The sequence below is a fragment of the Streptacidiphilus jeojiensis genome (genome assembly GCF_042510965.1).
GTDB classification, from domain to species: Bacteria; Actinomycetota; Actinomycetes; order Streptomycetales; family Streptomycetaceae; genus Streptacidiphilus; species Streptacidiphilus jeojiensis.
Window position 1 is genome coordinate 196,393 of sequence record NZ_JBEUKS010000015.1, and the last position, 14,964, is coordinate 211,356.

Genomic DNA, 14,964 nt, shown 5'->3' on the forward strand with positions numbered 1-14,964 from the left:
CGCAGGTCGGCCGACCGGGTGAAAGGATCTACGTCCCGCGCATACGTCCAGTCGGCCCGCGCCTGGGTGCACCGGCGCGAACGGCGGCCGATGCGCCCCGACACTGTCCGGCGGCACGATCTGCCTCCAGGTGGGACTGGAAGTGAAGGAGGCACCCGTCGCCACAACGGCCGGCAGGTTCCTTGCCTTGCAGGCAGACTTCTACAGCATCGGACCTTCGTACCAGCGGACGCTCGTCTGGCGGGTGACGGAGATGGTGTGGTTTACGCCCGAGATCGGCGTCGAGCGCCCGGTCCTGAAATACCTCCTCACCTCGGCCCAACTCCACGCCATCAACGACGCCCGCGAGGGGGAGTTGCGGATGGAGCTGGAGGTCACCGGCACGCTGCCGTAGGCTCCGGGTTACCCCGGCGGTACGACGGAGGTGCTGCGTTTCAGCGTAGCTAGGAGTCGCTGGATCGATCAGACAACCGCGCTCGGCCCCTCGGTGGCCTTCGAGATGCAGGTCCCGTTCCGCTGGAAGACGACCATCGTGCCGAGCTCACCCGGCATCTGCGCGCTACCCAGCGACGGCTCCTAGACAATGACATCGACGGCGCGATCCTGGAGGCCCGCCAGGACCCGGAGTGGGTGCGGCTGCACAGCGGATGGACGTGGCCTCTCTCGGCTCCCTTGTTCGGGTTGGCTTTCAGTTCGTCGGCGACCGCCCTTCGTTGGGCGTTCTGCTCCTGGCCTCGATGTCCCGCTCGTTGATCGCGTCGAACATCGCGTCGATGTGGTGGACCCGGTGGTGGTGTGTCTGGCGGCCGTGGCGATACACGGCGCCTGATGTCTCGTGGGTACCGCTGGTAGGGCCAGGGGCGGCGGTAGGTGTTCATGGGGCCGAGATGCGCTCGAGGGTTCTGGGGCTGGGGGCGAGTCGGCGGCCAGGGTCAGTTCATCGTTGACCGGGTTGCACCTACGGCAGTTGAGAGCTGTGAGTCGTGGCCGTGAGTGGTCGGGTCTGACTGGGGCGTAGCAGGGTGGATGGCGGTGTTGACGCAGTGGGGCAGACCGCCCGTGACCTTCTTGTAGGCATGGGCGATGCTTGCGGCCTCGTGCGAGGGCGGGGGCCGTTGGACTGCTCGGCGCGGGCGATGATCGACTCACAGGCGATCGTCACCATGTCGAAAACTCCCCGCCTCCTGGGAGCGACGCGACCATAGGTGAGCGGGAATCGCGGCTCGAGGCTGCCCCCTGATGCAGCATCGAGGCGGCTCTCACCGACAGCGTTCCTTGATCATTTCATCGAAGGCGGGAAACTCCTCTATGGCCAGACTTATCACGGTGGCTGCCGATTGGCGTGCGGCAGGAGCGAACCGCTCAGCGATGGCCGCCAGTTCCGGGTTAGGGCGCGGGGCACGGTCGCGCTGCCGCGGGTTGATCGCCTCGTAGGGGCCCATGCCGTCGGCCAGCAGCCACAGGAAGCTGTGCAGGTCGCGTGCGACCGCGCCGGTCTCACCCTCAGAGCCGAGAAACACGATGGGTTGGTCGCTCAGTGGCCGGTTGAGGCGGGTCAGCCAGAACGCACCTTGACCACCGGTACCGTCCATGCCGAACACCCGCCACTCCTCGCCGGTCAGTCCGCGGTTCCCGGTCCAGGCCCGGATCCACTCGGTGGTCTCGTCGGCGGACCAGAATGCGGGGTAGGGCTCAAAGTCGACGCCTTCGCCGTCGGCGTAGTCGAACGTGATCGCGGCCACGGCCGCGAGCGCGGAAGGAAGCTGACGATCGTCAGTGGGTGTCATCTGGCGGCCTCTTTACCGGCTGATCGCGCTGGGCAGCGGGGGCTGCTCCGGCGCGGTGGCGGCGGTGGGTTCAGGTGTAGCTGATCGGGGCGTGGCGTTGCAGCGAGTGCTGCGCTGCGCGCAGGTACGTGGCGACGTAGAAGGTGCTGTCCAGGTCTTCGGTCCAGGCGCCTGGGTGGGTGGCTGCTGCAGCGCTGGTGGCCTCGGTGTCGTCGAACCAAAGGCCGATCTCGAGGTTGTCACAATGCTGCGGGGTCTGTGGCGGCAGGCCGATCACCTGGGCAAGGTGCCGAGCTGCGGCCAGGGCCTGGTCGGCGCTGCGTACGACGGTGACGTCGTCGTGGGCGTTGGGCAGGTCCAGGACGAGGGGTTCGGCCAGAGGTAGGGGCAGCAGGACAGACCAGTCCAGCAGTGAGCTTCTCCTCGAACATAGACCCTGTGCCGCGCATGAAGGGTGTCGGCACAGGCGCGGCGAAGGACGGGTGTTCGCGCCGTAGGAGTTCCTGATTGATTGCGGCTGCTGTCTCGCCGTACACATCCTCGTCCGACCAGTCGTCGGCGTCACAGCTGACCAAGTAGATGCCCATGCCGGAAAGCTAGCTCAGCGGTGTGACAGTTCCCGCGGGCGCTGTGCCGCTCACGGCGCGGCGAGTTCCTCCAAAGCGTCGAGGTAGTAGCGTCGCCGGCCGGCCGGGTGGCCGCTGGTCCCGGCCGGCCACGTCTACACCGGCGACGGTGGCGGCGCCCGGTACGGCTGGCCGGTCGTCGCCTGCCCCGAGCATGCCGTCGACCAGCCGCTGCGGGCGGACCGGCCATGACCGCCCCTCCGGAACCCGTCGCTCCGGACACGGTCACCGTCCGGGTTCTGCCGCATCGGTAACGGTGACCATGTCCCGGCGCTGCCGTCGTACTTCTGATCTCCCGCTTGTGGTGTGCGTTCCCGCCGGGGCAAGACCCCCGCATCGAGGGCACTGAACAGCGCCATTGATGTCGACGACGCGACGGGCACGCTCCTTGCCCACAAGGCAGCATGAGTGGGACTGACTGCCGACAGGCTCCCCGTTGGCGCCGTCATCGGAGGCAGCTCAGAAGAGGGCCCTCCCGGTGAATCGGCTCTATCCGCGGGGCAGTCCCAGTCGTGTCTTTGGCGAGCCTGGGACTATCTGGCCGGGGGACATGCCGACCAGTCCGTGTACCTCCTCGACGCGGGTCACCTTGACGTTGCCGAGAGTCATGTCGGTCAGGATGTGCTCCTCTGTGCAGCGGGCCGGTCCTACAGGCGGCTTCCGCGCAGGTGCGCGCGCAGCAGGTTGGGGTCGGTGGCGGTGGTGTAGGCGGCGCTGAAGACGTCCACGTCGTTGCCGTGCAGGGCGATGGAGGTGGGGCCCTGGAGTCCGTCGGAGGCGTCCAGAACGGTGGTGCTGGTGCCGTCGGGCTGGATGAGCACGACCTGGTTGGGGCCGTTGAGCGCTGCCAGGACCTGGTCGCCGCGGCCGGTGAAGGCGAAGTCGTCAAGGCCGACCAGTCCGGATGCCCGGACCTGGGGCGCTCCGGCGCGGTTACGGGTGTCGATGGGGATCCGCAGGAGGGTGCCCTTGTCGAGGTTGGTCACCCACAGTGCGCCGTTGTGGACCTTGGCGCCGTTGGCTCCGAGGAACCCGGTTGAGGCGAGTTCGGGGGCGGTGGACCACGCGGTGGGGGTACCGCCGGTGGTGGGGACGGTCCACACCGTGCCGAGCACTGAGTCGGTGATGTAGAGCTGCTTGCTGTTCTGGTCCAATGCCAGCCCGTTGGGCAGGCCGGTGGCGGGCAGCGCGGCGATGCGCTGCGGGGTGTGCCCGGGACGGATCTGCCACAGCCCGGTCAGGTCGGCGGTGCCGGTCGCGTACAGCACATACAAGGTGCCGTCCGGGGTGCGGACGATCCCAGTGGTCAGAGCGAAGCCGAGAACCGGCGTGTGGACCCCGCCGTCCGCAGGCGCGGGCAGGGTCGCCAGGATGCGAGTCCGGCCTCCCGGGGTGATCTGGGCGACCTGGTGGGCGGCGGCGAAGGTGACGTCCGCTGTGCCATCCGGCAGCAAGGTGACGTTCTCCGGCGTCTGGCCTGCGGAAAGGTCGAAGTGGTCGGCGATGCGGACATCGGTCAGCGCACCGCGGGCCGCCGGCGTGGCGCTGGCCGGTGCGGCGCCGGCCGGTGCGGCGGCGGTAAGGGTTGCCGCGGCCACGAGGAGCGCCGAGACGGTGGTCATGATGCTTCGCTTGGACATGGTTGTTCCTCTACTGGTTTTGGGCATGCGGCAGCCACGTTGCGGTGCCGTAGTTCGGGGAGTGCGTCGTGGGCGGCGGTGCCGCTGAGCGGAGCGCGCGGCTGTGTTCAGGGCAGGCAGGGACGCAGGGACAGGCGAGCGGAACGCTACGGCGATGAGCACGTAGCGGGCCGCGATCGGGCTGCGGAGGGGCCCGGGTCAGCCCGTGCTGGGGGGCTCGGCGTCGTGGTACTGCGGGGCCGGGTCCCGCGGTGCGGAGGTGTAGGCGGTGGTGTGGGCGAGAAGTGCCAGGGCTGTGGCCGAGGGGGAACCGGGGACAGCGGTAGCCACCACGAGAACCGGACCGTCGCCCTGTGGGCTCTGCAAGGTCTGCTGAGTGACGGTCAGGGATCCGACCAGGGGGTGGCGCATCTTGTAGTCGGCGCTGTCGCAGGCCAGGATCCGGTGGTCGGCCCACATCGTGGCGAACTGCGGGCTGCGCATGGTCAGCTCGCCGATCAGCGCGGCCAGTTGCGGATCCTCCGGGTACCGGCCGGCCGTCAGCCGCAGGTTGCCCACTACGGCCCTGGCCTTGGCGGGCCAGTCGGCGTAGAGGTCACGGGTGTGCGCGTCGAGGAACACCAGCTTGGCCATGTTCGGCCGACGACCGGGGTCCTCGGGGCTGGTCGAATCGAGATGGCCGGCGAACAGTACGTGGCCTTGACGGTTCCAGGCCAGGACATCGCTGCGCCTTCCCATGACGATGGCGGGTGTGCCATCGAGGGCTGCCAGCAGCGCGCTGGTCGCCGTAGTGATTCGTTCTGCCCGTGGCCGCGCCGCGGGTTTCCCTCCTTTCGGGGCACGCGCCAGGGTGTGGAGATGGGCACGTTCGGACTCGTCCAGTCGCAGGGCCCTCGCGATGGCGTCCAATACCTCGGGGGAGGCGTTGCGTGACTGGCCCTGCTCCAGGCGGGTGTAGTAGGGCGCGCTGATGCCGGCGAGCATCGCGAGCTCCTCCCGTCGCAGACCTGGCACCCGGCGCCGCTCACCGTAGGTCGGCAGCCCGAGGTCCTCGGGTCGCAGTTGGCCCCGGCGTACCTGGAGGAAGTCGGCGAGTTGCCCGTGCTTGTTCATGGTTCCGAGTATGCGTAGCTGCGGCGTTCGGTACCTCACCCTGCTGGGGTAGGTATCCGTGGGGTCTGGCTGGTCCCGACCGCGGGCCACAGGATGAGCTGCATGCCTCTCTCCCCTTCTCGCTCCCGGCAGGAACCCATGAACGCCGCAACCGACCTGCGTACCGCCGACTCGCCGCACCCGTTGGCCGGGCTCGACCTGACTCCTTTCGTGTTCACCCGGCGATGCTGGGTGAACGCGACACCCGATGCTCTCTATCGCCTTGTCAGCGACGTGGCTCTGATCGAGACGTGGAGTCCTAGCGCCAGCGCGGTGAGCTACGCAGCTGGCGACGGGCCCTGGGTCGGCGCCCGCTTCAGCGGTCGCAACCGCCGGGGCGGACGCGAATGGGTAACCGAGTCCGAGGTGGTGCAGGCCGATCCGGGGGCCGCGTTCGCCTTCGTCGTCGGTGGAGCCGACCACGGCATCGTGCGCTGGAGCTGGCACTTCCGCGAACAGGGCGACGGCAGCGTGGTCCAGCAGTCCTGGCAGTTGTTGCGCACCGATCCGGTCCTGGGCGACACCTGCGAGGAGGTCGAGGCGCTGCGTGACCACATGGCCGACAGCGTGGAGTCCACGCTGATAGCCCTGGCCCAGTGGGTAACCTGCAACGCCGTGCCGTGATCGCAGGCGACATCGGGCCGTACCAGATCAGGCGGGGGCGGCCTTTCGGGCTATCTGGGGCTGTCGTGTCGCAGGAAGTCGCAGAACTCGGCGGGGGCGGTGTACCGGGTCGGCGAGGCGTACAACATCGCGTATCCGGGCGCGCCCGATCGGCCGCGCCAGCTGCCGCTCCTGTCAAGTTCGACGACTGCGAGCTGAGCCCTGAGGAGACCCTCATCGTTGCCACGGCGCTGAACGGCTTCCTGGAGCAGATACGCCAACTCGCCGCTCAGCTCGCCCGGATCCGGGCCGCCGATCCTGCGGCCTGGGCCTGGCGGACGTAGCGACGTGCGGACCTACCGGATCACGAGCGTTGGACGCCGCCCAGCGAGTCGGCTTCGGCGTCGAGCCGTCGACGGGCTTCTTCGCTGAGAAAGGGCGTCAGGGCTCCGCAGTCGCGGCAGGCGCGCATGAACGGGGCGTCGTAGGTCGGCCGCCCCGCGAACAGTCGCGTCGGGCTCGGGTGTGGAGTCGGCGGCTGAAGCGGACGGCCTCTCTCTCCACGCGTGGCAGGTCAGCCGTATCCTGCGGAACCTGTCCCCGATCCACGTGATCGTTCTACGGTGTTCCCCATGGGGAAGCGGGACGGAACTGCAGAGTTGAGACACCCGTGGTCGCCGCGAGCACGGAAACTGGCGCGCAACGCACTCATCCTGGTCATCGCGGGCGTTCTGTTCCTGGTGGTCGCCGTGCTCCTGCTGCCCGGGCAGACGAGCAAAGGCAGCGTTCCAGGCTCGTCGGGATCCTCGGTCGACATCGCGGGAATCATCACCGCCGCCACCGGGCTCATTACCGCCATCGCCGCACTGCGGGTCGCCAGAGCGCCACAGCCCCCGGCCGCACCGCCGGCCGGCTACGGGCCGCCGTCGGCTATGGGGACACCGTCACCGCCGCAGACCTCCCTTGCACCGCCGGGCACAAATCCGTGGCACACGCCACCAGTGCCGCCATACCCGCCAGCCGGCCCGCCGAACTGAGCACAGGGAGGCTCCACGGCCTGCCCGATTCCCGTCCCCAAGCCCGTCCCGGGCCGCGTCGGTGACCTGCGGTGGATACAGGATTGGTTACTCAGTCAGCAGCCACGGCGCTGCGCTGGGCTATTGGGAATTCCGAGGAGGCTCGGCGGCGTACCGGTGTCCTCGCCGCTGGATCTCGCTGCCAGCGAGACGGCCCGCGCATCCGCGCCGCCGGGCGGCAGGCCCGGAGAGCGGCGGTGTGGGCCGAGTTCTTCGCCGAGGACCCGGATTTCGCCGCCACGAGCAAGGCGCGATCAACACCGACCTCCCGCTGATCAGCCGCTACGCGTCTTCGTTTCGCGGCGGGATAGCCTGGAGCGGTGACACAGCTTGTCTTCGATGCTCAGACCTTCTTGAACTTCCGCGACTACGACTTCACGGAGCCCGGCGGTCACGGCTACCGCTGGGTCGATGTGAAGTCATTCCGCATCCCGCAGGACACCCAGGACAGCGAGCTGCTCACGGCGCTCATCGCCCACGAACAGTTCCGCGACGACTACGCAGGCGGCGGCGTCGAACCGTCCGGAAACCGCCACGGCCCATACTGGCTCAAGCACGTCACAGAACACTCCTACCAGCTGATCGGCAAGGCCGAGGCCCTCTCCAGGCTTCGCGACTGGGTCGACCAGCACTGCCCGGTCCCGGAGTCCCTGGAAGCGGATCTCGCCTCGCAGGTTTTCGCCATTGTCGACTCGGCCACCAACTGCTACTCCCTGGGAGATCTGGGGAGCAAGGCCCTCCATGACTGGGGCGGTGTGCACGTCGACTTCCACGAGTACGTCGCCGTCGACCAGGAACGCTTGCTCTTGAGACTCGTCGTCGCCGCCGACGATTGAGGGCTGTCCGCTTCTCGGTTCGATGACCGAGACATTCAGCCGGGGCACCCAGCCGGCGTCCACCACCTCACTGAACGTCCGGTTCGGGGCGCTCGCCGGCGAACTCCTCCAGGATTCGTTCGTAGCTGCCCCCGAAGCTGACGGTGGTGATGGCATCCAGCCGGAACTTCGACGGCCTGCGGTGCCAGCGTGCCTGCGGGTTCAACTCGTGCAGGCGCAGTGACCGATGCCCGAGCCCCAGCACGACACCGATCCAGCACGCGTCCACCCACTTGGCCTTGCGCTCCATTGACACACAGACCAGACCGGGAAGCCGATCGTCCGGTGCGCACCCCGGCCACACGTTGGTAAGCCATGCCTGTTCCGTGGCACCCAACCGATCCCAGTGGTCCCGCAGTCGTTCTGCCAGCGTGGCCACCTCGGCTTCTTCCATGACTTCGTCCGGGCGCCACCATGCCATGACCTACTGACACGTGGTGCCGCTGGACTCCCGCTGCCGACGGCAGGGCGGCCTGCCCAAGCACGAAGCGAGCCATCGGCTGAGGATCAGGGGGACAGCCCGCGTCCAGCCCAGCACGGCCGTCGTGGCGGGTTGGCCGATTGCTCCGCGCACGGCAACGACCCGAGTGAGGTGCGGGCTGTTTTGATGCCCGGACAGCGGGTGCAGTTCGGGCATCAAGGTCGCCGCCGCGGTTGAGGGCAGCGATGAGCGTGATGTTGTGGGCCCGGCGACCGAAGGTCACCGGGCCCTGGTGGCTGGCGAGCGTCAGTTGTTGGGAGCTCCCGGAGCTTCGGGGGCGTAGAGGGTAAGTGGCGTGCCTTCGACGGCGATTGCCGTGAGGCCGTTCTCGGTGCCGGAGGTGTGGTCTTCGGTGCGGTCCCAGCAGACGCCCTGACCTGCGGTGATCGTGGAGCGTGCGCCGTCCGGGCCGGCGATCCAACCGTCTCCGGTGATGACCAGGAACATCTGGGGCGATGTGGCGGGGTGGGTGCCGATGGTTCCGCCGGGTTCGACCTTCAGATGGGTGAGGTGGACAGGACCGTTCCCTGTGGCGATGCGCGTGGCGAGCAGGCCGACGCTCGCGTGCTGGGTGATGCGCCGTTCGTCGCGATCGAACTGGAAGATCTCCAAGAAGTCCCCTCCGGGCAGGTGCGGAAGGAAATGATCGTAGAGGTTCGAGTAGCGCCGCTGAAGGGCTTCGTGGGTGGGTGGTGCCCCGGGGCAGGAGGCCAAGCAGTTTATTGCGATGGCGGCGATGCCGTCTTGTAGCCGGGGTCGTTGCTGGGCGCGCCGACGAGTTCGATGATGCCGATCCGCTGGCCGCTGCGGACCACTGCTACGCCAAACGATGGCCGGACCAGCACTGCCCTACCTGCCATCGGACATCACCCGGGCCCCCAACGATCGGCACAGAGTAGCGCTGCAACCGCAGCCTTCCTGTCGCCAAGCCAACACCCCCGTCACTGCTATTGCTTCGGAATCCGGAAGCGGATCTGATGCAGTGTTCGCGTATCGAGGACTGCTTCGGCGGCGGGCAGGAGGGATTCGATCGCCGCTGAGCTCTCCGGTGACGGCGGGCGGTGTCCGAGTGAGGCGAGAGAGAGCCAGTTGCGCAGGTCTGACTCTGCTGCGCGGGCCGTGTCCGGGTCGGGGTCGGTGATCAGCTGAAGGTCTGTTGCCAGGCGGGTCCAGGCGTCGCTCGCCCGGAGCAGTGTGATGGCTCGGCGGCGCAGCTCCGGCCGTTGCGTGGGGGCGAGCCAGTGCCGGAGCCGTGTGTGGGGGAGGGGGTGGGCGGTGGCGGTGAGTGCTTCGACGACGGCACGGCCGACCGAGGGGGAGTGGTCGTGTTCCAGCAGGGCGAGGAGGTCCGCTGTGGTCAGCGGAGCCAGCGAGGTGAGTGCGCGTAGCGCGGCTGCTCGGGCCTTGGGTCGGGGACTGCCCAACTGGACCCGGAACCAGGGGACGTCCGAGGCGTCGCCGCATTCGGCAAGTCCCTGGACAGCGCCGGCGCCGGCCAGAGCGTCGGCGCTGGCGCGGGCGAGCAGGTTGCGGCACTGGGCGGCGGGGTCCTGACCGTGGCTGCGGACCACCCAGCGTGCGGTCTGGCGCACCAGCGTGGAGCGGTCCAGCAGGAGGGGCACGGCCAGGTCCGGGCGCTGGCCGCGGCGCAGTACCGTGACCGCGGCAGCTCGCACCTGGGGGATCCGGGCGAGCAGTAGTTGCCGTACCACCATCTCGGCGCTGCTGGTGAGGGGAGCGTCGAGGGGTGGGACACATTGCAGCAGGATGCGTTCGGCGGCACCGCGAGCGACGGTGACGTCCGGATCCGTGAGCGCGAGTGCGACGAACTGGTCTTGGCTCACTGCGAGGTGTTGCGGTGCCTCGGCCAGAGCGCGGCGGCGGGTGCGGTGGTCGGGGAATGCGAACAGGGCCGGCCACAGGGCCGGTCCGGCGTCGGGCAGGCGATCAGCGGTCAGCCGGACGGCGACTGCTCCGCGCGAGCGCGGCTGGCAGGCCCAGGCCGTCGCGCACGCCAGACCCAGATCTCCGGGTGCAGCGTCGGCCAGCGCCCGTGCGAGACGTTGTTCGGCGCGGTGGCGTACCGGCGGGGCCCAGTCCGAGCAGCGCACCACCAGCAGCGGCAACAGTGCCGGGTGGCCGTGTGGCAGCCGGTCCTCCAGCAGCGCCGCTTCGCGCTTGAGCCCGTCGCGCGAGCAGACCGAGACCGCCCACTGCCAGCCACCGGGCAGCAGGGCGTGCAGCCGGTCGTTGGTCTCGCTCGCACGGACCGTCCACCAGGCACTGCCTGTGCGCACGGCCTGATCGAAGTCGATCCACCACGCCGGCGGGAGCCCGCGCAGGTCAGCAACGCTCTCAAGCACGGCGAGGGCGTCAGCGAGCCCGATCGCGGACGGGAGGCCGCCGGCGGGGAACTCACGCAGCGCCGCCAGCACCGCCGCCTGCTCCGCACGTCGGCCGTTGTTCGCTGCACTCGCCACTGATATCCCCGCCTTGGTGCTGTCGCCGCTGGTCAGCCACGGTATCCGGCCTGGGTGTCGGATCGCCACGCAGATTGCGGCCGGAGGCTCCCGGCCTGGAGCATCGGTTGCAGGGAGCGCTGCATGCGATCGGTCGCTTCCCGTGACCTGAGGGTGAAATTGGGTTGGCTGACCAGGTCGGGTACCCGGCAGACTCCTGGTCCATGGAGGAGTCGATCGATGACCTGTTGGAGATGCTGGACGCGGACCGCAGTGAGTTGGCTGAGGATGCCCAGCACGCGTTGATCGCATTGGGGTCGCAGGTCGTCGAACCCCTGATTGCGGTGGTTCCGCGGTTGGGACGGTTCGGACAGCTGTGTGCGATCGAGGTGTTCAACTCGCTCGGCGATATGCGACCGGCGGAGGTGCTCGTCGGGTTGTTGACCAGCGAAGACACCACTGTTCGCAGTTGGTCGGCGGAGGCATTGGGGGATCTGGGCGCAAGGCGGGCCGCCCCGGCGCTGCGCCAGGCCTACGAGGCTTGGAAGATGCGCGCCGAACCGTTGGGCGATTCGGAGGCCGGCTGCCTGCGTTGGGCGCTGACTCAGCTCGGCGCCCGGGAACGGGTGTTGCCGCCCAGGGTCGCTGAGCTGCAGACCGGCGGCGAGGGGCCAGGGAGCTTCTGGCGGGCCGATGATCTTGTGGAGGTCATCAATGAGCTGGCCGAGCATCAGCAGGCAGTGCTGGGCTTCTTGATCTGGCGCACTCGCCGCGACGGCGGCCTGTCCTGGGTGAGCGGGCCTGACCTCGACTGGGAGGTCGATCGGGCCCTGCCCTGGGCCCGGACGGTGGCAGAGTGTCGTGACTGGGCCCTGCTGGCAGCCGGCGAGTTCACCGGGGAGATGGACCTCGCAGCAATGATCGACTGGATCGACTCGTCCGACACATGACGGATCGACTCCGGCACCGTTCAGTCGGAGCGACCGTTGAGACAGAGCCCTGCTGACCATCACGGCCTGCCAGGCATGCAGGGCACCCGTAGCGAGAGAAGAAGGCTGCGGCGGTGCCAGCATGAGATGGGTGGCACCCGGATCACCCGGGTGCCACCCCGGGTCAGGACGCCAGGCGGTTGATTGCGATGGCGGCGATGCCCTTCATGTAGCCGGGGTCGTTGCTGGGCGCGCCGACGAGTTCGACGATGCCGATCCGCTGGCCGCTGCGGATCACCGCGACGCCACCGGAGACGACGCCGTCGCCGTTGACGGACGGGTACCAGTGCGCCTCGCCGCCCGTGAGTGTGAGCGTCTGGCCCGGGCCGTAGTGCCAGTGGCCGGCCGGTTCGTGCTGGCAGCTGCGTACCAGGTCGTTGAGCTGCTTCTCGTACGAGGCCGCCGACTTGTCGCTGGAGAGGTCGGCGACGGACTCGTTCAGCAGGCTGCCGGCGGTGTCGAAGGTCCAGGCCACGTCGGCGTAGCCGGCGGCCTTCCCCTTGGTCAGGACCCGCATCGTCTCCTCGCCGGAGCACGCCGAGAGGCCCTGGGTCCCGGCCAGTTCCACCGTGGCGCCAACCGCGGACAGTCCCTGCTGGAAGAAGTCCTCGCTCTGGATGAGGTTGGACGAGCCGAGGCCGGGCTCGGCCAAGGCTGCCGTGCGGGTGGCGGCCGCGTGGCCGGCGGAGCCGGTGTCCCCGCTGGCGGTGGCGGGCTGCAGGCCGATGCCGAACGTGATCGCGGCGGCCCCGGCCAGGGCCGCCGATCCGGCGATGAGGCTGCGGCGCGAGTGCTTGGTGGCTGCTTGGTTGCCGAACATCTGATCCCCCTGTTGGTCAGGACGCGCTCTGCGTCCCCGTACATCTGGGGAGATGCCGGCCGTGCCGGAAAAGTTGGGTGGAGTTTTTCCGCGGTCGCCGTTGCCTCAGAGTCGGACCACGGCCGCACGGACGATCCGCGTCATCGCGGCGGTGTCCAGGCAGGCGTTGACCTGCAGGAAGGCGTAGTGGGTGCCGCTTCTGAGTACGGCGATGCCGCCGCACGGCTCCTTGTCCTTCGGTGCGGCCCCTGCGGTGTTCAGGGCCCCCTGGTAGGTGCCCATCCAGCTCGCGGCGATCCCCGGGGCGACGTCGAGGGTGCGGGTGGGTCCGTAGACCCAATGGCCGGCCGGTTCGTCCTGGCACGGCACTTCCTCCAGCAGCAGCCGCTCGGTGTAGTTCTGGGCCAGTGCCTGGCTCAGGGCATTGGCGGCGACCTCCCGTGCGACCTGCCCGCCGTTGCCCACCGCCAACGTGGGGTCGGTGGGGTCCGTCTGCGTGGTCGTCACCAGTCCGCGGAAGTGTGCGCCCGGTCCTCCCAGGGTCTCGCCGAGGGTCTTCTCCCCGGCGCAGGCCGCGTTGGCGTAGGTGCCGTCACCGACGCGGTCCCGGACGTAGATGTGCTGGGAGATGCCGACCGTCTCGAACTCGGCGGGCGCCAGGAGGTTCTGTTCCGTCAGGGGTCCGGTGGCGGCCTTGGGCAGTGCGGCGCCGGCGCCGGGCAGGGATGTGGACGGCGCCGCCGGGGCGGGGGAGTGAGCCGGTAGGACGAACTGGCCGGTCACCAGGCCGAGTCCGACGGCCGCCGCCAGAACGGCGGTGGCGCTGCGCGCTCGCACTGCAGTACCTCCGGGTCCGGGCACGGCTGGATCAGAGGCCGCTGACGAGGCGGTCCCGCATGAAGCGGCGGGCCTGGTGGATGCGGTCCTTGACGGTGCCCAGGGGAGCGTCGAGAATCTCAGCCACCTGGACATACGTCAGGTCTCCGAGATCGCGAAGTACGAAGGATTCGACCAGAGCCGGATGCTGTTTCTCCAGCGCGGACAGCGCCTCCATCAGGTCAAGGCGGGTTCCGGCGATGACACTGGTCGTTCGCGGGTCCGTGTTCTCGGGAAGGACCGCATGGCTGTCCTCCGCGCGCCGGCACATCGATCGGTAGGTGGACCGGGCGGAGTTCGAGGCGATCACGGTCACCCATCCCAGGAACGAGCCTCGTCCGCTGTACTCGTGCAGGTGGGTGCTGATGGACAGCAGGGCGTCCTGAGCGGCTTCCTCAGCGTCGGCGTGATGCGGCAGGAACCGGGAGCAGCGCCGCATGACCAGCGGCCGCAGCTTGGCCAGGAGGTGGTCCAAGGACACCGGGTCACCTGTCCGGGCGGAAGCCACGAGCTGTGTCAGCTCGACCTCTTCGAGCACCCCGTTCTCCCCCGTTCCGGTCCGACCCGCATCCGACCCCGCTGCACGCGGGTCGCCCGGCCCCCGCGCCTCGGGCAGAATGCTGCCACATGCAGAGGCTAGGCCGTTACCTCCTGGCGGACCGGCTCGGCGCCGGCGCCTTCGCCACCGTGTGGAAGGCGTACGACCCCGAGCTGGACACGGACGTCGCGGTCAAGGTGCTGGCCGACAACTGGGCGTCGAACGCCGATGTCCGGGAGCGGTTCCTGGCGGAGGCGAGGCTGCTCCGCAGGATCTCCAGCCCCCGTGTGGTGCGGGTGCACGATGTCGGCGTCCAGGACGACCGGCCTTACTTCGTCATGGACTACGTACGGGGCGGCACGTTGGCCGAGAGGATCGGGCACTGCCCGCCCGCGGAGGCGCTCCTGCTGGCCGCAGAGGCCGGGTACGCCGTGGAGGTGCTGCACGGTGCGGGCGTGATCCACCGGGACGTCAAGCCGTCGAACCTGCTGCTCGACTCCGACCGCACGCCTCCTGCGGTACTCGTGGCGGACCTGGGTAGCGCGAAGCAGCTCGCCGACGCGTCGGGGCTGACGGTGACCACGGGTACGCCTGCGTACATGGCGCCCGAGCAGGTCTTCCAGACCGGTGGGTTCGACGCCCGGGCGGATGTGTACGCGCTCGGCGTCGTGACCTTCGAACTCTTGACCGGGCAGAAGCCGTTCGGCTCGGGCGGGCACACCACCCTGATGACGGGCCAGCCGTCCACGTCCGCGCCGCCGGCGATTCCCGCGGCGCTGGCGGTTCCGAACGGTATCGACGCACTCCTTCGCGCTGCGATGGCGGTGGCTCCCCAGGACCGACCACCGTCCGCGAAGGCGTTCGCGGACGCGCTGCTGGCACCGGGAGCAGGCGACTGGACGCCAGCCGGGACGCCGACCGGGGCGCCGACCGGGTCCTCGCGACTGACACGCCGTGCGGTCTGGTCTGCGGCGAGCGCGCTGTTCGTGGTGACGACACTGCTGACCTGGCTGGTGCGCTGAGCTCCGATCGCAGTGACATC

The 14,964-nt window shown here is 69.2% G+C and carries 15 protein-coding genes; 5 read left to right on the top strand and 10 right to left on the bottom strand.

Translation table 11 applies throughout. The features are described 5' to 3' along the window. The first annotated feature begins 130 nt into the window (after positions 1-130). Positions 131-394: a hypothetical protein gene (locus ABUW04_RS33375; RefSeq protein ID WP_380568200.1), complete on the top strand. Its 264-nt coding sequence runs from the start codon at positions 131-133 to the stop codon at positions 392-394. A gap of 865 nt (positions 395-1,259) precedes the next feature. Here ABUW04_RS33375 and ABUW04_RS33380 read toward each other — a convergent pair. The 4 genes from ABUW04_RS33380 to ABUW04_RS33395 all read right to left on the bottom strand — a co-directional run bounded on the left by ABUW04_RS33380 (position 1,260) and on the right by ABUW04_RS33395 (position 5,166). Then, the gene (locus tag ABUW04_RS33380; RefSeq protein WP_380568201.1) at positions 1,260-1,787 is read right to left on the bottom strand and encodes an SMI1/KNR4 family protein; all 528 of its coding nucleotides are present in this window, start codon (positions 1,785-1,787) and stop codon (positions 1,260-1,262) included. A 70-nt stretch (positions 1,788-1,857) separates the two neighbouring features. Continuing rightward, positions 1,858-2,325: a hypothetical protein gene (locus tag ABUW04_RS33385; protein ID WP_380568202.1), complete on the bottom strand. Its 468-nt coding sequence runs from the start codon at positions 2,323-2,325 to the stop codon at positions 1,858-1,860. Positions 2,326-3,060: 735 nt separating this feature from the next. Next, positions 3,061-4,053 (bottom strand): hypothetical protein, encoded by a 993-nt coding sequence (locus ABUW04_RS33390; RefSeq protein WP_380568203.1) that lies wholly within the window; start codon positions 4,051-4,053, stop codon positions 3,061-3,063. A 198-nt stretch (positions 4,054-4,251) separates the two neighbouring features. Beyond that, positions 4,252-5,166 (bottom strand): helix-turn-helix domain-containing protein, encoded by a 915-nt coding sequence (locus ABUW04_RS33395; RefSeq protein WP_380568204.1) that lies wholly within the window; start codon positions 5,164-5,166, stop codon positions 4,252-4,254. Between the two features lie 138 nt (positions 5,167-5,304). Here ABUW04_RS33395 and ABUW04_RS33400 point away from each other — a divergent pair, with 138 nt between their 5' ends. Next, positions 5,305-5,829, top strand: a complete 525-nt coding sequence (locus tag ABUW04_RS33400; RefSeq protein ID WP_380568205.1) for an SRPBCC family protein — start codon at positions 5,305-5,307, stop codon at positions 5,827-5,829. A 1,375-nt stretch (positions 5,830-7,204) separates the two neighbouring features. Continuing rightward, positions 7,205-7,720, top strand: coding sequence for a hypothetical protein (locus ABUW04_RS33405; protein ID WP_380568206.1), 516 nt, complete (start codon positions 7,205-7,207; stop codon positions 7,718-7,720). Positions 7,721-7,787: 67 nt separating this feature from the next. Here the strand turns inward: ABUW04_RS33405 and ABUW04_RS33410 are convergent, their stop codons facing one another. From ABUW04_RS33410 to ABUW04_RS33420, 3 genes are all read right to left on the bottom strand, one after another. Continuing rightward, positions 7,788-8,153 carry a hypothetical protein gene (locus ABUW04_RS33410; protein WP_380568207.1) on the bottom strand — a complete coding sequence of 122 codons (366 nt, stop codon included), beginning with the start codon at positions 8,151-8,153 and terminating at the stop codon, positions 7,788-7,790. Between the two features lie 333 nt (positions 8,154-8,486). Then, on the bottom strand, positions 8,487-8,852 hold the full coding sequence (locus tag ABUW04_RS33415; protein WP_380568209.1) for a hypothetical protein: 366 nt from the start codon (positions 8,850-8,852) through the stop codon (positions 8,487-8,489). Positions 8,853-9,187: 335 nt separating this feature from the next. Then, positions 9,188-10,720, bottom strand: coding sequence for a HEAT repeat domain-containing protein (locus ABUW04_RS33420; protein WP_380568210.1), 1,533 nt, complete (start codon positions 10,718-10,720; stop codon positions 9,188-9,190). 203 nt (positions 10,721-10,923) lie between these two features. On the opposite strand from ABUW04_RS33420, the gene ABUW04_RS33425 reads away from it, so the two are divergent. Continuing rightward, positions 10,924-11,649 (top strand): HEAT repeat domain-containing protein, encoded by a 726-nt coding sequence (locus ABUW04_RS33425; protein ID WP_380568211.1) that lies wholly within the window; start codon positions 10,924-10,926, stop codon positions 11,647-11,649. A 163-nt stretch (positions 11,650-11,812) separates the two neighbouring features. On the opposite strand, the gene ABUW04_RS33430 is transcribed toward ABUW04_RS33425, so the two are convergent. From ABUW04_RS33430 to ABUW04_RS33440, 3 genes are all read right to left on the bottom strand, one after another. Further along, a complete protein-coding gene (locus ABUW04_RS33430) occupies positions 11,813-12,508 on the bottom strand; it encodes a hypothetical protein (protein WP_380568212.1) in 696 nt (231 codons plus the stop codon). Between the two features lie 105 nt (positions 12,509-12,613). Beyond that, positions 12,614-13,345, bottom strand: coding sequence for a hypothetical protein (locus tag ABUW04_RS33435; protein WP_380568213.1), 732 nt, complete (start codon positions 13,343-13,345; stop codon positions 12,614-12,616). A 31-nt stretch (positions 13,346-13,376) separates the two neighbouring features. Continuing rightward, positions 13,377-13,922 (bottom strand): RNA polymerase sigma factor, encoded by a 546-nt coding sequence (locus ABUW04_RS33440; protein WP_380568214.1) that lies wholly within the window; start codon positions 13,920-13,922, stop codon positions 13,377-13,379. An 89-nt stretch (positions 13,923-14,011) separates the two neighbouring features. Between ABUW04_RS33440 and ABUW04_RS33445 the strand changes: the two genes are divergently transcribed. Next, positions 14,012-14,944: a serine/threonine-protein kinase gene (locus ABUW04_RS33445; RefSeq protein WP_380568215.1), complete on the top strand. Its 933-nt coding sequence runs from the start codon at positions 14,012-14,014 to the stop codon at positions 14,942-14,944. The last annotated feature ends 20 nt before the right edge of the window (positions 14,945-14,964 follow it).